This is a genomic window from Streptomyces spinoverrucosus (genome assembly GCF_015712165.1).
GTDB classification, from domain to species: Bacteria; Actinomycetota; Actinomycetes; order Streptomycetales; family Streptomycetaceae; genus Streptomyces; species Streptomyces spinoverrucosus_A.
Genome location: NZ_JADPZX010000001.1, coordinates 709312 through 725850 on the forward strand (window position 1 = coordinate 709312; position 16539 = coordinate 725850).

Below are 16539 nucleotides of genomic sequence, written 5' to 3' on the forward strand. Positions count from 1 at the left end.
TGCGGGGTGCGCAAGACGTTAAGGAGCCATCCCGCGACAGTCAACGTTTTTGTCAACAATCTCATCGACAATCCATCGCCGACAGTCCGGGATGGCTCCCAGCACGCCTCTCAGCCCACCGGCGGGGTCCCGTGCGTGTGGAACGACTCGATGGTCCTCAGCCCCCACGCCTGCCCCTTGGCCCGCTCGGCCTCGGTCCAGGTGATCAGCGGCCAGTCGGGCGCCAGCACCAGCCGGGTGAGCGGGTTGCACAGCTCGATACGGTTGCCGCCCGGCTCGTAGACGTAGAGGAAGAACGTCTGCTGGATGGCGTGTTTGTGCGGGCCCGTCTCGATGAACACGCCGGTGTCGATGGCGAGATCGGCGGCGCGCAGGATGTCCTCGCGGGTGTCGGTGGCGAAGGCGATGTGGTGCAGCCGGCCGTTCGACCCCGTCCAGTCCTCGGTGTAGACGACGTCGTACGACTTGTTGGTGAAGGTCAGCCAACGGGCCGCGATACGCCCGGAGTCGAGCCGGATCTGCTCGGTGGGGCGGGCGCCGAGCACCTGTTGCTGGAACTCGGCGTTGGCGAGCACGTCGGCGGCGAGGAAGTTGACGTGGTCCAGGCGGCGTACGCCGACGCCCCGGTTGGGCTTGGCCTGCGGCTGGTTCTTCAGCGCGGGTTTCAGCTCGTCGGGTGCCCGGTAGTGCTCGCTCTCCCAGTACAGGGCGTGCTCGTGGCCGTCCGGGTCGGTGGTGACGTACAGCTTGCCGAGGCCGGGTTCGTCCTCGGTCCAGTGGCCGGGGCGGCCGGCCTCCTCGGCCGCCTTCACCCGGCGCTGGAGGGCCTCCTCGCTGGAGGTGCGCAGGGCGAGCCGGCCGAGGCCGGGCCGGTCGCGGGCGGTGAGGACCAGGCTGTGGTGCTCGTAGTCGTCGAAGGTGCGCAGGTGGACGGTGTCGCCGTGCTGACCGTTGACCGTGAGGCCGAGGTAGTCGGTGAAGAAGGCGACGCTGGCGTCCAGGTCCGGCGTGAACAGCTGCGCGTGCCCGACATGGGCGATGTCGCCGAGCGGCGGGGTCATCCTCGACCTCCAAGGGGTTGTGCGGCGGCCCTGGGGAACACGGTGCCGTCGAAGATCTTGCGAGCGGTACGGACCACGGCCGTGCGACGGGCGGAGACAAGTCCTCCGGTGTCGCCGCCGAGGCTGACCTCGATGTCCATGAATCCGGAGGGGTGTTCGATACGAAGGCGGTCGCTGTCGGCGGGCAGCTCCGCGAGGTTCGCACCGACGCCGCCTTCGATCCGCAGGCCGGCGGCCACACTGGCCGCCCCGAGCACACCGATCGACGGGTGGCAGCGCACGGGGATGAAGGTGCGGGTGCAGACCGCGCCGCCGTCGCGCGGCGCGGCGAGCAGCGTCACCTTGGGCACGGTCGTCTCCGACACGTCACCCAGACCCATCAACTCCCCCGCCGCCAGTCGGACCTCCCGCAGCCGGTCGGCCAGCTCCTCGTCGGCCTCCAGCTCGGCGGGCGACTCATGGCCGGTGACCTTCAGCGCGGCGGCCTCGACCAGCACGGTCGGCATGCCGTTGTCCACGCAGGTCACGGGGACGCCGTGGATCTCGTCGCGGACGTTGCCGGTGGGCAGCAGCGGTCCGGTGCCGGGCGGGAACTCGATCAGCACGGCCGCCGCGCCGCCCGGCACGCCGGAGATCTCGGCGTCGCCGGTGTAGTCGACGCGGCCGCCCGGCGTGGGGAAGGTCGCCGTGGCGTGGTCGCCGGTGTTGAGCATCCGGATCCGTACGGAGGTCCGCTCCTCCCCCGCCGGGACCAGCCCGCGCTCGACGGCGAACGGGCCGATCCCGGCGAGGATGTTCCCGCAGTTCTGACGGTCAGTCACCTCAGGCTTGTCGACGGCGACTTGCAGGAACAGGTAGTCGACGTCGGCGTCCGGGTCGGGTGAGGGCGACACGACCGCCACCTTGCTGGTGAGCGGGTGGGCTCCGCCGAGCCCGTCGATCTGGCGGGGGTCGGGGCTGCCCATGATCCGCAGGAGCAGGTCGTCGCGTGCGGCCGGGTCGGCGGGCAGGTCGTCGGCGAGGAAGTAGGCGCCCTTGGAGGTGCCGCCCCGCATCAGCAGACACGGCACCGCCTCGAACGTCACGAGCCCGTCCCTTCGCCGGCGTACTCCTCGTAGGAGACGTACTCGACGCCGAGGCGCTTGAGCGTGTCCCGCAGCCCGTAGCGGTCCAGGCCGAGTTCGCCGTCCAGGAACGCGGCGCGGGACCTGGCCTCCTTCGCCTCCCGGGCCTCGGACTTCGCCACCGTCTCGCGGGCGCGTTCGCGCGGTACGACGACCACGCCGTCGTCGTCGGCGAGGATCACGTCACCCGGGCGCACGACCTGGCCGCCGATGGCGACCGGCACGTTGACCGAGCCGCCGGTGGCCTTCACTGTGCCCTGCGCGGAGACCGCCCGCGCCCAGGCGGGGAAGCCCATCTCGCGCAGCTCCTGGGTGTCCCGGACGCCCGCGTTGATGACCAGCCCCCGCACGCCCCGCTGCCGCAGCGCGGTCGCGAACAGCTCGCCGAACATGCCGTCAGTCGAGGGGGAAGTGGTGGTGACGACCAGGATGTCGCCGTCGCCGCACTGCTCCACGGCGGCGTGGATCATGAGGTTGTCGCCGGGCCAGCCGATCACCGTGACGGCGGTGCCGGCGACCCTGATCCCCTGCTGTATCGGGCGCAGTTCGGTGCCGAGCAGTCCGGTGCGGCCCATCGCCTCGCTGACGGTGGCCACGCCGTAGCCGGCCAGCGCCTCGACGTCCTTCGCGTCCGCCTTCGGCGGGTTGGTGACGACCACGCCGCTCATGCCAGCTCCTTGGCGATCTGCGGGTAGGGGCGCATGTAGGCCTCGGCCATGGTCTTGTGCGCGAGGCCCAGGTTGGGGCCCGCGTTGCGCTTGAGCTGGACGCCGCGGCGGACGGCGAGGTCGGTGTAGTAGTCCCACAGGTGCTGCTGGGCGGCGAGGCACTCCATGGCCTTGCGCTTGGTCTCCCACACCTCGGTGATGTCGAGGAGCACCTCGGGCCGGAAGCCGCTCATCTCCGGCTGGTGCGGCTCGAAGTAGAAGACCGGCGGGGCGCCGATGATCTCGCCCTTGCCGGGGTAGCCGATGGCCTGGGCGAGCACGCGGGCTTCGAGAGCCATGCGGTTGGCGGCCGGGTGGTCGCCGTTGTACGGGTCCTCGGTGGGGTGGGTGAGGACGACGTCCGGCTGGGTCTCGCGGTAGACCTCCACCAGCTGGTCGGTGAGTTCGGGGGTGGCGATCAGGGGGTAGTCGCCGGCGTCGAAGAAGCGGACCTCGGCGCCGAGGGTGGCGGCGGCGCGCTCGGCCTCGTCCCGGCGGATCGCCTTGATCTCGTCCAGCTGCCTGCCCTCGCGCCACGCCTTGGCGGACTCGCCGCGCTCGCCGAAGGTGAGGCAGGCGATGGTGACCCGCTCGCCGCGGGCGGCGGCCAGGGCGATGGCACCGCCCGCCCGCCAGACGAAGTCGCCTGCGTGCGCGGTGACGACGAGCGTCGAACGTGGTGCTGCGGCGGGCGCGTTGGCATGCGTCATTGCAGAGAGTCTCCTTGATGGACAGGTGGGCGCCCGCCCCGCGTGCGTCAGTCGCGCAGCGCGTCAGTCACGCAACGCTTGGATCACGCTGTAGAGGTGGGCGCGGACGGCCTCCTCGGCCGCCTTCGGGTCCCTGGCCCTGATCGCCTCGATCATCGCCAGATGCTCGTTCAGGGACTGCTGCGGACGCCCCGGCCGGAGCGCCAACTGGAAGCGGTGGCGTACCAGTTGGGCGTTGAGTCGCTCCAGCAGCTCCACGGCCGTGTGCTGGCCGGAGAACTCCCGGATCCGGGCGTGCAGTTCGTGGTTGAGGTCGGAGTAGGTCACCGGCTCGCCGTCGGCCACGGCCTTGGTCATGGCCGTGCCGAGGTCGGTCAGTTCGTCCAGCTGCTCGTCGCCGGCCGCGACGGCCGCCTTCGCCGCGCAGAGTCCTTCCAGGACCATGCGGCACTCGGTGATGGCGACCGCTTCGTCCACGGTCACCACCCGCACCCGCGAGCCGCGGTTGCGGATCCGCTCGACCAGGCCCTGTGCCTCCAGATCGATCAGCGCCGCCCGGATGCTCGCCCGGGTCACACCGAACTGCTCGGCGAGTTCGTTCTCCACCAGCCGCTGCGCCGGTGCCATCTCGCCGCCCAGGATCGCCTGCCTCAGCTGCGTGAGCGCGAGCTGTTTGGCCTGCTCTCCGGTGCTCGGACGGGCTTCTTTCGGCATCGTTGCCCTCCCTGAGTGAGTGCCTGTCGAACGTAAATCTAGCCAAACAAGATTGTCAACAATTTCGTCCGAAGTCTGGTCGCCGACACCGCGACGAAGTGTCCGCCCTGGAGTGTCGATCCCGCACACCTTGTCGGCACCCGGCGGGCGTCAGCCCTGGTTAGGGTCGCCCCATGAACCACAGCTTCGCTCTCCACATCCCCGACGCCGAGCTCGAACCGGAGCCGCTCGACCCGGCACAGATCGTCTCCGGTACGCCCGAGGTGACCGGGAAGGTGGTCTGGGAGTCGGAGGACGGACGTCAGGTCCGGGGCATCTGGCAGATCACGCCGGGTGTCGTGACCGACACCGAGGCCGACGAGCTGTTCGTGGTGATCAGCGGGTCGGCGACGATCGAGGTGGCGGACGGGCCGACGTTGCGTGTCGGGCCCGGTGACATGGCCGTACTGCGCGAGGGCGACCGCACGACGTGGACCGTGCACGAGACGCTGCGCAAGGCGTACGCGATCAATCAGTGACGGCGGCCGTCGTGCCGCGGATCTCCAGCGTCGGCACGGCGAGTCGGAGCCGTCCCTCTCCCCCGGCGGCCTCCAGCCGGTCGAGCAGACAGCGGGCGGCCCGGCGGCCGACCTCGTGGCCCGCGTTGTCGACGGTGGTGAGCCACAGGTGGCGCAGCCGGGAGATGCTGGTGTTGTCGTAACCGGCCACCGACAGCTCGTGCGGGACCCGCAGTCCCAACTCCCCGGCCGCCGACAGCGCGCCGACGCCGGCGATGTCGTTGACCGCGAAGACGGCGGTGGGCCGGTCGGGGCGGCTGAGCAGCCGGACGGTGCCGCGGTAGCCGCCCTCCTCCGTCATGTCGCTCGGCTCCACCACGGCCAGGTCGGCCAGGCCGTGCTCGCGCATCGTCGCCTCGAAGCCGCGCCGCCGCAGGTCGCCGACGGCGCCGTAGCCCGCGATGTGCGCGATGCGGCGGTGTCCGAGGCCGATGAGGTGCTCCGTGACGAGCCGCGCGCCCTTCTCGTCGTCGCCCGCGACCACGTCCACCCCGGGCGGTACGGGTTCGCGGGCGCCGGCCAGCACCACGGGTATCCGCTCGGCGACCGGACCGAGCGCCGCCGGATCCGGCAGTGTGCCGACCACGACCAGGCCGTCGACGCCGAGGTTCTGGAAGGGGCCGGTGGGGTCCTGCCCGGTACGGCGGTTGAGGCGGGCGTCCGCGAGCAGCATGTGCAGACCGCCCGCGTGCAGCAGGGAGTTCAGCCCGTCGAGCAGGTCGACGTACCAGGGATTGCGCAGGTCGTGCAGCAGGACGCCGACCGTGCGGGTGCGCTGTTCGCTGAGGCTGCGGGCGGCGGCGTTCGGCCGGTAGCCCAGTTCGCGCACGGCCCGCAGCACGGCCTCCCGTTTCTCGGGCCGCACCTGCTCGGAGCCGCGCAGGACCAGCGAGACCAGGGACTTGGACACGCCGGCGTGCTCGGCCACGTCACGGATCGTCGGCGGTCTCATGGCATGGACCGTTCCATGCGGCGCCTGGGCTTGTCAAAGGGTTGACACTCAGCGGTGGCCGCGCTCAGGGTGGCCTGGACAGGTTCTGGAACGGTCCAAAGAGGGGCTCTCTCATGGTGGACACGCTCGGCGTCGCCGTCGTCGGATTCGGCTGGATGGGCCGGGTCCACACCCAGGCCTACGCGCGCCTCCCGCACCACTACCCACAGCTGCCCCTGCGCCCCGAGCTGGTGACCGTGGCCGAGGAGGTGCCGGGCCGGGCCGAGCAGGCCGCCGAGCAGTTCGGGTTCGCCTCGGCGACCCGCGACTGGCGCGAGGTGGCCGCCGACCCGCGCGTGCACGCGGTCAGCATCACCGCGCCGAACTTCCTGCATCGCGAGATCGGCGTGGCGATGGCCGAGGCCGGCAAGCACATCTGGATCGAGAAGCCGGTCGGCCTCACGGCCGGGGACGCCCGCGCGGTCGCCGACGCGGTGGCCAAGGCCGGGGTGCAGGGCGCGGTCGGGTTCAACTACCGCAACGCGCCCGCCGTGGAGACCGCCCGCGAGCTGATCGTTTCCGGTGAGCTCGGCACGGTCACCCATGCCCGGATCCGGCTGTTCAGCGACTACGCGGCGCATCCCGAGGGCGCCCTGACCTGGCGCTACGAGCGGGAGCGTGGCGGCAGCGGAGTGCTGGGCGACCTGGCCTCGCACGGCGCCGACCTGGCCCGCTTCCTGCTCGGCGACATCGCGGCGCTCACCGCCGACACGGCGATCTTCGTCCCGGAGCGGGCCCGCCCCACCGGCGCCACCGCCGGCCACTCCCGCGCCACCGGCGGTGAACTCGGCCCGGTCGAGAACGAGGACTACGTCAGCTGTCTGCTGCGCTTCGCCTCCGGGGCCCGGGGTGTCCTGGAGGCCTGCCGGGTTTCGGTCGGCGAGCAGAACAACTACGGCTTCGAGGTGCACGGCACCAGGGGCGCGGTGTTCTGGGACTTCCGGCGCATGAACGAGCTCGGCATCAGCCGGGGCACCGCCTACCAGGACCAGCCCGTGAGCACCGTGTACGTGGGCCCGGGCCACGGCGAGTTCGCCGCCTTCCAGCCAGGTGCCGCCAACGCCATGGGCTACGACGACCTGAAGGTCGTCGAGGCGTACCGCTTCCTGCGCTCCATCGCCGAGGGCAGCCCGCACGGGGCCACGCCGGCGGACGCCGTGCACAGCGCCGTCGTACTGGACGCGATGGCGCGGTCCGTGGAGAGCGGCGCGTGGGTCGCCGTGGACGCCCGACCGTGACCGTGCGCGTCAGCGGACCCGTCGGCCGATCCAGACCTTGACCGGGATCAGCACCAGCCACCACCACATGGCCGCGGACCCCACCAGGGCGGCCAGCGGAACGGTGAGCAGGAAGACCACCACCGTCGCGGCGGGGTCGAGCAGATGGAGTCCGGTGCCCAGTTCGGGGGCGCCCGGGGCGCGCAGCCAGGGGCGCCTGCCCAGCAGGACGCCCAGCACCAGGTGGCAGGCGCCGAGCGCGGCGACCGCCGCCCCGTAGATCGCGGGTGAGACGGGTTCGTAGCCGTAGTCGGAGAGCAGCCGGGTGGGGAAGGGCAGCAGGGCCGCGACGCCCAGGCCCAGCAAGGACACGACGATGAGCTGGCCGTCCACCTGCCCCACGGCGCGGAAGATCCTGCGGTGGTCGCGCCAGAAGCCGCCCAGCACCGCCACGCTGAGGGCGTAGGCACCGAGGTCCGGGAGCAGCTCCAGCAACGCCTCGTGATACTGCTCGGAGTTCAGGTCCCGTGGCACGGAGAGATCCAGGACGAGCAGGGTGATGGCGATGGCGAAGACGCCGTCCGCGAGCGCCACCAGCCGCTCGGGCCCCCCGTCCGGGATCGATTTCCACATGCGCAGGACGGTAGGGAGGCGTGGCCCGGCGCGCGGGGATACACGCCCGGGCCATGCCGCCGAAGAGCGCCGATGTCACACGGCCGCCGCCTGCGACGGCATGTTGTAGGGCGTCACCACCTGGATCGCGGAGGGCACGGTGGGCGCGGCGGGCGGCAGCGCGCCGTGCGCGCGCATCACCAGGTGGCAGGCCTCGCGCAGATCCTGGCGCAGGTCGTGGTGGAGCACGGCGGACAGGCGGTGGTCGCGCAGCAGGCGGGTGTTGTCGTGGTCGAGGTCGTGCGCGACGAACACCGCGCACTCGCGGCCGAGGTCCTCGAAGGCGCGCAGGGTGGCGATGTTGCCGCCGCCGATCGAGTAGACCGCGCGGATGTCCGGGTCGCGTTCGAGGGCGGCGCGGACCAGGTCGTACTGGGTGGCGTCCAGGCCCTGTCCCTCGGCGATCTCGACGAGGGTGCGCTCCGGGTGCCGGGCGCGCATGACGCTCCTGAAGCCCATCTCGCGCTCCTCCTCATTGCGGAAGAAGCCGCTGCTGAGGCTGGTGAGGACATTGCCGGGGCGGTCGCCGAGCCACTGGCCCATGAGGTACGCGGCGGTCGCGCCCGCCGCCCGGTTGTCGATGCCGACGTAGCCCAGGCGGGCGCTCGCGGGCAGGTCGGTCACGAGGGTGACGACCGGGATGCCCGCCGCGACCAGCCGGGCCACGGCGGCGGTGACCTCAGGGACGTCCGGGGCCTTGAGGACCACACCCTGCGAGCCGCGCCTCGCGATCCGGTCCAGGGTCCGCACCTGCTCCTCGGCGGGCCCGGTCTCCCGGAAGTGGAACCGCGAGCGCACGACGGCCGGGTGCAGGGACGGCAGCTCCGCCTCCAGAGCGGCGCGTACGGCGGTGGAGAACCGTTCCGGGGCCTGCATCACGATGTCGATCATGAAGGTACGGCCCACCAGCCGGACCTGGGTGCGCTGCCGGTCCAGGTCGGCGATGGCGCGGCGCACCTCCTGCGCGGTGCTCTCGCGCACGCCGCCCCGCCCGTTGAGGACCCGGTCGACGGTGGCCTCGCTCAGACCGGCCTGACGTGCGATCTCCCGGATCGGGAAGGGGTGGCCCACGGACGGCTCCTTGAGGGATTTTTGATGGGTTGCTGCCGGTTGTTCGAGGGGTTTGTACTGACAAGAATGACAGCGCTGCGCCACCCCGTCACCGAGAGGACGCCGATGTCCTTCACCCCCGTACACCGCGGTGCCCGGCTGTCCGAGCGGGACTGCGATCTCGACGCCTTCCGGGCCCACGTCGAGCGGACCACCGACGCCGCCGACTACCCGTACGCCGCCTCCGTCGAGCGGAACGTCCTCGTCTACGACAGCGAGCGGCTGCGCACGGCCCCGGACCGGCGCGCCGTCCAGGCCGAGCTGGTCCGCGCCCTCTCGGACGGCCCCGGAATCGTCGTGTTCAGGGGCGCCTTCCCGGACCCGGCGGTCGTCGACGCCGTCACGGCCGTGTTCGAGGCCCTGATCGCCGAGCAGCGCGCCTCGGGCGCCGCCGCGGGTGACCACTTCGCGAAGCCGGGCGCCAACGACCGGGTGTGGAACGCGCTGGAGAAGGCCGCCCTGTACGACCCGGAGGCGTTCGCCGGCTACTACGCGAGCGACATCCTCGCCCTGGTGTCCCAGGCCTGGCTCGGCCCCGGCTACCAGGTCACCTCGCAGGTCAACGTGGTCAACCCGGGCGGCGCCGCGCAGAGCGCGCACCGCGACTACCACCTGGGGTTCCTGTCGAACGAGGCCGCGGCGGCCTACCCGGCGCATGTGCACCGCCTCTCCCCCGTGCTCACCCTCCAGGGCGCCGTCGCGCACTGCGACATGCCGGTGGAGTCCGGGCCGACGATGTACCTGCCGTACTCGCAGACGTACGAGCCGGGGTATCTGGCCTGGCGGCTCCCGGACTTCCGGGCCTACTTCGAGGAGCGGCACGTCCAGCTCCCGCTCGCCAAGGGCGACGCCGTCTTCTTCAACCCGGCGCTGTTCCACGCCGCCGGCACCAACCGCTCGCAGGACGTGCGGCGCATGGCGAACCTGCTCCAGGTGTCCTCCGCGTTCGGGCGCGCGATGGAGACGGTGGACCGGGAGGCCGTCGCGAACGCCGTCTTCCCGGTGCTGCTGAAACGCCGGGCCGAGGGCGCGGACGAGCACTGGCTGCACAACGTGATCGCAGCGAGCGCCGAGGGCTACGCCTTCCCCACCAACCTCGACAGCGACCCGCCGGTCGACGGCCTGGCCCCGCCCTCGCAGGCGGATCTCGTACGGCGGGCGCTGCGCGAGGACTGGACCCCCGAGGCGCTGCGGGCCGCGCTGCGGGCCGGCGCCGAGCGGCGCGAGAGCTGAAAGGAGCGGCACGACATGGGACTTCTCGACGACAAGGTCGTCCTCGTCAACGGCGGCAGCCAGGGCGTCGGCGCGGCCGTCGCGCGGGCGGCGGTGCGCGAAGGGGCGGTCGTGGCCGTCACCGGGCGGCGCCCCGAGCCCGGTGAGGCGCTGGTGGACGAGCTGACCTCGGCCGGGGGCAAGGCCGAGTTCCTCCGGGCCGACCTCGCGGACGCCGGGCAGGCGAAGGACGCGGTGGCGCGGACCGTCGCCGCGTACGGCCGGATCGACTGCCTGGTCAACAGCGCGGGCCTGACCTCGCGGGGCACGCTGCTGGACACCACCCCCGAGCTGTTCGACCAGCACATCGCGATCAACCTCAAGGGACCGTTCTTCGCGATGCAGGCCGCCGTCGCCGACATGCTGGCGCGCAAGGCGCCCGGCACGATCGTCAACATCATCACGTCCTCGGCGCACGGCGGCCAGCCGTTCCTCGCCCCGTACGTCGCCGCCAAGGCCGGACTCGCCGGGCTCACCCGCAACGCCGCGCACGCCCACCGCTGGGACCGGATCCGGATCAACGGCCTCAACATCGGCTGGACCGCGACCGAGGGCGAGGACACCACGCAGCGCGCCTTCCACGGCGCCGGGGACGACTGGCGCGAACAGGCGGCCGCCAAACTGCCGATGGGCCGGCTCGGCCAACCGGACGAGATCGCCGACTTCGTGGTCCTGCTGCTCTCGGACCGCTCCGGAGTGGTCACCGGTTCGGTGATCGACTGGGACCAGAACGTGCTCGGCGGACTCGACTGACCCGGCCCCACCCTCGTACAAGCCCCCAAGGAGCAACACCTTCATGCGTATCGGAATCCTCGGCCTCGGCCGCATCGGCGCCTTCCACGCCGAGACCCTCTCCGGACTCGACGCGGTCGAGTCGCTCGTCCTCGCCGACCCGTTCACGGACGCGGCCAAGGCCGCCGCCGAGCGGTTCGGGGCCGAGGTCGCCGACTCGCCCGAGGCCGTGCTGGCCGCCGGGATCGACGGCGTGGTGATCGCCGCCGCGACCGACGCCCACCCCGACCTCATCCTCGCCTCGGTGAACGCGGGCGTGCCCGTGTTCTGCGAGAAGCCCGTCGCCCGCACCATCGCCGAGGGCGTGGCGGTGCTGAAGGCCGTCGAGGGGCGGGACGTGCCGGTGCAGATCGGCTACAACCGGCGCTTCGACGCGGGGTTCGTCGCCGCGCGGGAGGCGGTGCTCGCCGGTGAGCTGGGCACGCTGCACACCGTACGGTCGACGACCCTGGACCCGGCACCGCCGCCGGCCGCGTACATCGCCGCCTCCGGCGGCATCTTCCGCGACTGTTCCGTGCACGACTTCGACATCATCCGCTGGGTGACGGGACGCGAGGTGACCGAGGTGTACGCCGTCGGCGGCAACCGGGGCGCGCAGTACATCGCGGAGGCCGGTGACGCCGACACCACGGGCGCGCTGCTCACGCTGGACGACGGCACGATCGCGGTGATCTCCAACAGCCGTCACAACGGCCGGGGTTACGACGTACGGATGGAGCTGCACGGCTTCGCGGACTCGATCGCCGTCGGCCTGGAGGACAAGCTGCCGCTGCGGTCGGTGGAGCCCGGCGTGACCTTCCCGGCGGGCACCCCGCACGACTTCTTCATGGACCGCTTCACCGCGGCCTACCGCGCCGAACTCACCGCGTTCACCGAGGTCGTCGCGGGCAGCCGGCCCTCGCCGTGCACGGTCGCGGACGCGCTGGAGGCGGGCTGGATCGCGGAGGCGTGCACGCTGTCGCTGCGGGAGCACCGGCCCGTCCGCGTCGACGAGGTCCGCGCCGTGTGACTCAGTGGTGGAACGCCGGCCGCTGCGCCACGCCCGCCGTCGGCGCCTCGGTGAGGTGGCCGACGGCGGCGCGCAGGTCGCCCGCGAGGAGCGCGATCTTGTCGTAGGCGGTGCCGTGCCGGACCAGGACGCGCTGCACGACGGTGTCCTCGCGGCCCAGGGCGAGCGGATACGCCGGGACCTGCCAGCCGCGCCGGCGCAGCTGGTCGGTGACGTCGTACAGCGAGAAGGGGCTCGTGTCGGGCTCGGTCAGCGTCCACGTCACGGCCGGCAGGGCGTCCTGGCCGTCGTAGAGGACGGTGAAGGGGCCCATGGCGGCGACCTGCTCGGCGAGCATCGCGGCGGTGGACGCGCAGGCGCCGTGCACCTTCGCGTAGCCCTCGCGGCCGAGGCGCAGGAGGTTGTAGTACTGGGCGACGACCTCGCCGCCGGGGCGGGAGAAGTTCAGCGCGAAGGTGGCCATGTCGCCGCCGAGGTAGGAGACGCGGAAGACCAGGTCCTCGGGGAGCAGGTCGGGTGAGCGCCAGACCACCCAGCCGACGCCGAGTGGGGCCATGCCGTACTTGTGGCCCGAGACGTTGATGGAGGCGACGCGGGGCAGCCGGAAGTCCCACACCAGGTCGGGTTGGAGAAACGGGGCGACGAAGCCGCCACTGGCCGCGTCGACGTGCACGGGGATGTCGAGGCCGGTGTCCGCCTGGACGCGGTCGAGTTCGGCGGCGATCTCGGCGACGGGCTCGTAGACGCAGGTGTAGGTGACGCCGAGGATCGCCACCACGCCGATGGTGTTCTCGTCGACGTACTGGCGCAGTTGGTGCGGGCGCAGTCCCAGCGCGTCCTTCTCCAGCGGGACCTGGCGCAGCTCCACGTCGAAGTAGCGGGCGAACTTCTCCCAGCACACCTGGACCGGTCCGACGACCAGGTTGGGCCGGTCGGCGGGTCTGCCCTCGGCGCGGCGGCGTTCGCGCCAGCGCCACTTCAGGGCGAGCCCGCCGAGCATGCAGGCCTCGCTGGAGCCGGTGGTGGAGCAGCCGAGGGTGGTGGCGCCGTCCGGGGAGTTCCACAGGTCGGCGAGCATATGGACGCAGCGGCTCTCGATCGCGGCGGTCTGCGGGTACTCGTCCTTGTCGACCATGTTCTTGCCGAGGCACTCGTCCATCAGCTCGTGCACCTCGGGCTCCGCCCAGGTGGTGCAGAAGGTCGCCAGGTTCTGCGAGGCGTTGCCGTCCAGGCTCAGCTCGTCGTGGATCAGCGCCCGGACCGCGCGGGCGTCGGACACGCCCTCGGGCATCCGGTGCTTCGGCAGCGCCCGCCCGCTGATGGGCAGGGCGTAGACGTCGTCGACGGGGCCCGGCGCCGGGCGGCTGGTCTGGTGCAGGGCCATCGGGTCGAACCCCCCGGGCGTGGGACGTCAGGGCGGGGAGGCCGGGGCGGGCACCCGAGCAGCACACGTGAGGGACAGTGACTCGCACCCGGCCTCCTCAGACGGCAATCTCGCACACGGCACGCTCCGGCGCCCGTCGAAGGCACCCGGATGACGGCACCCGGATGACGGCACCGGGCCGCGAGCAGCGCCTCACGGCGCCGACAGCACCAACCGCCGGGCGAAGTTCCGATAGCCGAGGCGGTCGAAAGCGGCGGCCATCGGCCGGTTCGTCAGGTCGGTGTCCGCGCGGACGACCTCCGCGCCCGCCTCCTGCGCGAGGATGCGGGTGATCTCGGCGAGCAGGTCGTCGACGTAGCCGTGGCCCCGCTGCTCGGGCAGGACACCGAGGTAGCCGACGACGTGCGAGCCGGTGTTGCGGGAGGGCAGCGCGAAGCCGACCGTTCGACCGCCGGCGTCCTCGGCCACCCGCCACCAGGAGCGCTCGCCGGGCATCGAGTCCCGGTAGAACGCGACGTCGGCCCGGGCCTGCGCCTGAGCGCCGATCGTCTCGGCCTCCGCGCGGGACGCGGCGTCGAGCGTGCCGTCGAGGACACGTCGGAACAGGTCGACGAAGACCTCGTCGTCGGCCTCGGGGCGGAAGCGCAGCCGGCGGGGCGGGGCGGGCACGCCGCTGTCGCGGGTCCACTCGTAGCGCAGCCGTTCGACCGCCACGGTGAGCCCGGCACGCCGGGCCGCCTCCTGCCGCCAGCCGAGGTCGGCGACGGCGTCCGGCCGCTCCCGCCAGTCGGCGGGCAGCAGTATGTGGAACTCCGGAGGTGTCCCCCGAAGGCGGCGTGGGCCGCGGCGAGCAGACCGGCGGCCAGGTCCGTGCGCGCGGCGGACGAGACGGCGGCCAGGTCCGTGCGCGCGCCGGACGAGACGGCGGCCAGGTCCGTGCGCGCGCCGGACGAGACGGCGTTCAGGGAATTGAGCGCTCCGGGCCGCTCGTCACCGGGGTTGCCCCACCACAGCGCCACGGCGTGCAGCGCACCGGCCTCCTCCGCGACCCACGTCCACTCCGGCCGGTACTCGCGCTTGGCGAGCCCCTCCCGGTAGGCGTCCGCCGGGGCCCACACGCCGACCTGACCGGCGGGCAGCAGCGCGAGGACGCGGGGGAGGTCGGGCTCGGACAGGGGGCGGAAGATCACGGGACCTCCGGGGTCGGCGCGGGGTGTGCGCCATTGTGGTGTGCCGATGAGCGGTGCCCGCAACTGGTTTGTCACGCAGGTGCGTAGACGCGGCGTGTCGCCAGGGCCTACCGTCCCGGAGCAGCCAAGCCCTGGAGTGCCGGATGCGCCGTAGCGCCTCACCCTTCTCCCTGGTCCTGCTGGGCCTGGGTGTCTTCCTGCTCGTGCTCGCGCCGATGCTCGCGTGGTACGTGAAACCGCGCGCGGCCGTGAACCCGGTCGACATCGACGTGACCGCCGTCTACAAGGGCACGGGCAGTTATTTCGACGTCGCAGAGACCGAGACCGTCCACGACCGGACCGTCACCGTCACCCAGCGGGTGCGCGGCGACGTCGCCGACAGCGACCGCGACCGGGCGGTGTGGGACGTGGTCACCACGGTCGACACCGAGAAGTCGCTGCCCGCCGCCGACCCGCACGACGCGCTGGACTTCTCGACCGCCCGCTGGGTCACCGACCGCAGGAGCAACCGGCCCGCGCACTGCTGCCAGGAGCAGCCGTACCACGAGGGCGAGGCCTACCTGAAGTTCCCGTTCGACGTGCAGAAACGCCCCTACCGCTGGTGGGACAGCCAACTCGGCTCGACGGTCACCCTCGCCTACCGGGGCACCGAGAAGATCCGCGGCTACCAGGGGTACGTCTTCACGGGCACGGTCCCGCCCTCGAAGATCGGCACCCGTCAGGTGCCGGGCGCCCTCGTCGGACGGCCCGAGGCCTCCCAGGTGTTCGCCGAGGAGTGGTACTCCAACCACGGCATCAAGCTGGTCGTCGACCAGGCCACGGGCCGTGTCCTGTACGCCCAGACGGGCCCCCGCCAGACCCTGCGCGCGCCCGGCGCCGAGAAGGACGCCGTGGTGCTCCTGGACGTCAAGAGACTCAGCCACACGCCGGCCACGCAGAAGTTCGCGGTCGACAAGGCGAAGGCGGACAGCGCACAGCTGCGCGCGGTCGGCCGGACGGTGCCGATCGCCGCGGCCGCCGCGGGCTTCGTGCTCGCCGTCGTGGGCGGGGTGCTGGTGGTACGAGGGCGGAGGCGGCCCGCGGCCGAGGAGTGACCCCCGCCCTCGACCGGCCGACCCGTCAGGCTCCGCAGGACCGCAGGAACTTGCGGGTGCGGACCGCGATCGGCAGCGGCCTGTCCGGCTCACAGGGGTACATGTCCTGCTCGACGATCGCGAACAGCTCCACGCCCAGCCCCTGAGCCGCCGTCAGGACCGGACCCAACTCCGGCACACCGGACGGCGGTTCGCACATCACGCCGCGCTGCACGGCCGGCCCGAACGGCACCTCGTTCGCGACGACATCCGCGAGGATCTCCGGGTCGACCTGCTTGAGGTGCAGATAGCCGATGCGCTCGCCGTACGTCTCGATCAGCTTGACGCTGTCGCCGCCGCAGTAGGCGTAGTGCCCGGTGTCCAGGCAGAGGTTGACCAGCTCGGAGTCGGTGGAGTCGAGGAAACGCTCGACGTGGTCCTCGGTGTCGATGTGGGTGTCGGCGTGCGGATGCACGACGATGTCGAGGCCGTACGTCTCCTTGACCTCGTGCCCGAGGCGTTCCATGCCCTTGGTCAGGTACGCCCACTGCCCGGCCGTCAGCTCCGGCGGCTCCAGGATCTCGGCGGTCTTGTCGTCGCGCCAGAACGACGGGATGACCACCAGGTGCTTCGCCCCCATGGCCTGGGTGAGGGCGGCGACCTGGCTGACGTGCTCCCAGGTGGACTCCCACACGGACGGGCCGCGGTGCAGGCCGGTGAAGACGGTACCGGCGGACACCTTCAGGCCGCGCCTGTCCACCTCGTCGGTGAGCCGGGCGGGGTCGGTCGGCAGGTAGCCGTAGGGGCCCAGCTCGATCCAGGAGTAGCCGGCGTCGGCGACCTCGTCGAGGAAGCGTTCCCAGGGGACCTGCTGGGGGTCGTCGGGGAACCAGACGCCCCACGAGTCCGGGGCCGAGCCGACGCGGATGCGGTCGAGGGCGGGGGTGTCGGCCATG

17 protein-coding genes are annotated in these 16539 nt (G+C 72.2%); 6 read left to right on the top strand and 11 right to left on the bottom strand.

Annotated features, from left to right (window positions below; translation table 11 throughout):
• Positions 1–110 precede the first annotated feature (110 nt).
• The 5 genes from I2W78_RS03250 to I2W78_RS03270 all read right to left on the bottom strand — a co-directional run bounded on the left by I2W78_RS03250 (position 111) and on the right by I2W78_RS03270 (position 4316).
• Positions 111–1061: a VOC family protein gene (locus tag I2W78_RS03250; protein ID WP_196456748.1), complete on the bottom strand. Its 951-nt coding sequence runs from the start codon at positions 1059–1061 to the stop codon at positions 111–113.
• Positions 1058–2146, bottom strand: a complete 1089-nt coding sequence (locus I2W78_RS03255; protein WP_196456750.1) for a 4-oxalomesaconate tautomerase — start codon at positions 2144–2146, stop codon at positions 1058–1060. Before I2W78_RS03255 ends, I2W78_RS03250 begins: the two co-directional genes overlap by 4 nt.
• Entirely contained in the window at positions 2143–2853 is a 711-nt protein-coding gene (locus I2W78_RS03260) for a 4-carboxy-4-hydroxy-2-oxoadipate aldolase/oxaloacetate decarboxylase (RefSeq protein ID WP_196456752.1), read from the bottom strand. The genes I2W78_RS03255 and I2W78_RS03260 overlap by 4 nt, the downstream gene beginning before the upstream one ends.
• Positions 2850–3602: a PIG-L deacetylase family protein gene (locus tag I2W78_RS03265; RefSeq protein ID WP_196456754.1), complete on the bottom strand. Its 753-nt coding sequence runs from the start codon at positions 3600–3602 to the stop codon at positions 2850–2852. Before I2W78_RS03265 ends, I2W78_RS03260 begins: the two co-directional genes overlap by 4 nt.
• Positions 3603–3665: 63 nt before the next feature.
• Entirely contained in the window at positions 3666–4316 is a 651-nt protein-coding gene (locus tag I2W78_RS03270; RefSeq protein WP_196456756.1) for a GntR family transcriptional regulator, read from the bottom strand.
• 173 nt (positions 4317–4489) lie between these two features.
• Between I2W78_RS03270 and I2W78_RS03275 the strand changes: the two genes are divergently transcribed.
• Positions 4490–4834 carry a cupin domain-containing protein gene (locus I2W78_RS03275; protein WP_196456758.1) on the top strand — a complete coding sequence of 115 codons (345 nt, stop codon included), beginning with the start codon at positions 4490–4492 and terminating at the stop codon, positions 4832–4834.
• Here I2W78_RS03275 and I2W78_RS03280 read toward each other — a convergent pair.
• Complete coding sequence (locus I2W78_RS03280; protein WP_196456760.1) at positions 4824–5825, bottom strand: LacI family DNA-binding transcriptional regulator; 1002 nt, start codon at positions 5823–5825, stop codon at positions 4824–4826. The two genes, I2W78_RS03275 and I2W78_RS03280, sit on opposite strands and share 11 nt — an antisense overlap.
• 113 nt (positions 5826–5938) lie before the next feature.
• Here I2W78_RS03280 and I2W78_RS03285 point away from each other — a divergent pair, with 113 nt between their 5' ends.
• Positions 5939–7102, top strand: a complete 1164-nt coding sequence (locus tag I2W78_RS03285) for a Gfo/Idh/MocA family protein (RefSeq protein ID WP_196456762.1) — start codon at positions 5939–5941, stop codon at positions 7100–7102.
• A gap of 9 nt (positions 7103–7111) precedes the next feature.
• On the opposite strand, the gene I2W78_RS03290 is transcribed toward I2W78_RS03285, so the two are convergent.
• Both I2W78_RS03290 and I2W78_RS03295 read right to left on the bottom strand, forming a co-directional pair.
• On the bottom strand, positions 7112–7714 hold the full coding sequence (locus I2W78_RS03290; RefSeq protein ID WP_196456764.1) for a TMEM175 family protein: 603 nt from the start codon (positions 7712–7714) through the stop codon (positions 7112–7114).
• Positions 7715–7789: 75 nt separating this feature from the next.
• Positions 7790–8824 carry a LacI family DNA-binding transcriptional regulator gene (locus tag I2W78_RS03295; RefSeq protein WP_196456766.1) on the bottom strand — a complete coding sequence of 345 codons (1035 nt, stop codon included), beginning with the start codon at positions 8822–8824 and terminating at the stop codon, positions 7790–7792.
• A 105-nt stretch (positions 8825–8929) separates the two neighbouring features.
• Between I2W78_RS03295 and I2W78_RS03300 the strand changes: the two genes are divergently transcribed.
• The 3 genes from I2W78_RS03300 to I2W78_RS03310 are packed head-to-tail and all read left to right on the top strand — an operon-like array spanning position 8930 to position 11936.
• Entirely contained in the window at positions 8930–10096 is a 1167-nt protein-coding gene (locus I2W78_RS03300) for a phytanoyl-CoA dioxygenase family protein (protein WP_196464386.1), read from the top strand.
• A gap of 15 nt (positions 10097–10111) precedes the next feature.
• A complete protein-coding gene (locus I2W78_RS03305) occupies positions 10112–10888 on the top strand; it encodes an SDR family oxidoreductase (RefSeq protein ID WP_196456769.1) in 777 nt (258 codons plus the stop codon).
• A gap of 43 nt (positions 10889–10931) precedes the next feature.
• Entirely contained in the window at positions 10932–11936 is a 1005-nt protein-coding gene (locus I2W78_RS03310; protein ID WP_196456771.1) for a Gfo/Idh/MocA family protein, read from the top strand.
• Position 11937: 1 nt separating this feature from the next.
• Here I2W78_RS03310 and I2W78_RS03315 read toward each other — a convergent pair whose 3' ends face one another.
• Positions 11938–13320: a glutamate decarboxylase gene (locus I2W78_RS03315; protein WP_196456773.1), complete on the bottom strand. Its 1383-nt coding sequence runs from the start codon at positions 13318–13320 to the stop codon at positions 11938–11940.
• Positions 13321–13512: 192 nt separating this feature from the next.
• Entirely contained in the window at positions 13513–14034 is a 522-nt protein-coding gene (locus I2W78_RS41330) for a GNAT family N-acetyltransferase (RefSeq protein WP_196456775.1), read from the bottom strand.
• A 619-nt stretch (positions 14035–14653) separates the two neighbouring features.
• Here I2W78_RS41330 and I2W78_RS03325 point away from each other — a divergent pair.
• The gene (locus I2W78_RS03325; protein ID WP_196456776.1) at positions 14654–15604 is read left to right on the top strand and encodes a DUF3068 domain-containing protein; all 951 of its coding nucleotides are present in this window, start codon (positions 14654–14656) and stop codon (positions 15602–15604) included.
• A gap of 25 nt (positions 15605–15629) precedes the next feature.
• Here I2W78_RS03325 and I2W78_RS03330 read toward each other — a convergent pair whose 3' ends face one another.
• On the bottom strand, positions 15630–16538 hold the full coding sequence (locus I2W78_RS03330) for a sugar phosphate isomerase/epimerase family protein (RefSeq protein ID WP_196456777.1): 909 nt from the start codon (positions 16536–16538) through the stop codon (positions 15630–15632).
• Between the last annotated feature and the right edge of the window lies 1 nt (position 16539).

What these genes read in the sequence shown, in the direction of transcription:
- I2W78_RS03315 (WP_196456773.1), bottom strand. Translation starts at nt 13,320, where the DNA reads ATGGCCCTGCACCAGACCAGCCGCCCGGCGCCGGGCCCCGTCGACGAC.
- I2W78_RS03260 (WP_196456752.1), bottom strand. Translation starts at nt 2,853, where the DNA reads ATGAGCGGCGTGGTCGTCACCAACCCGCCGAAGGCGGACGCGAAGGAC.
- I2W78_RS03265 (WP_196456754.1), bottom strand. Translation starts at nt 3,602, where the DNA reads ATGACGCATGCCAACGCGCCCGCCGCAGCACCACGTTCGACGCTCGTC.
- I2W78_RS03280 (WP_196456760.1), bottom strand. Translation starts at nt 5,825, where the DNA reads ATGAGACCGCCGACGATCCGTGACGTGGCCGAGCACGCCGGCGTGTCC.
- I2W78_RS03250 (WP_196456748.1), bottom strand. Translation starts at nt 1,061, where the DNA reads ATGACCCCGCCGCTCGGCGACATCGCCCATGTCGGGCACGCGCAGCTG.
- I2W78_RS03310 (WP_196456771.1), top strand. Translation starts at nt 10,932, where the DNA reads ATGCGTATCGGAATCCTCGGCCTCGGCCGCATCGGCGCCTTCCACGCC.
- I2W78_RS03330 (WP_196456777.1), bottom strand. Translation starts at nt 16,538, where the DNA reads ATGGCCGACACCCCCGCCCTCGACCGCATCCGCGTCGGCTCGGCCCCG.
- I2W78_RS03325 (WP_196456776.1), top strand. Translation starts at nt 14,654, where the DNA reads ATGCGCCGTAGCGCCTCACCCTTCTCCCTGGTCCTGCTGGGCCTGGGT.
- I2W78_RS03285 (WP_196456762.1), top strand. Translation starts at nt 5,939, where the DNA reads ATGGTGGACACGCTCGGCGTCGCCGTCGTCGGATTCGGCTGGATGGGC.
- I2W78_RS03270 (WP_196456756.1), bottom strand. Translation starts at nt 4,316, where the DNA reads ATGCCGAAAGAAGCCCGTCCGAGCACCGGAGAGCAGGCCAAACAGCTC.
- I2W78_RS03300 (WP_196464386.1), top strand. Translation starts at nt 8,930, where the DNA reads ATGTCCTTCACCCCCGTACACCGCGGTGCCCGGCTGTCCGAGCGGGAC.
- I2W78_RS03305 (WP_196456769.1), top strand. Translation starts at nt 10,112, where the DNA reads ATGGGACTTCTCGACGACAAGGTCGTCCTCGTCAACGGCGGCAGCCAG.
- I2W78_RS03290 (WP_196456764.1), bottom strand. Translation starts at nt 7,714, where the DNA reads ATGTGGAAATCGATCCCGGACGGGGGGCCCGAGCGGCTGGTGGCGCTC.
- I2W78_RS03275 (WP_196456758.1), top strand. Translation starts at nt 4,490, where the DNA reads ATGAACCACAGCTTCGCTCTCCACATCCCCGACGCCGAGCTCGAACCG.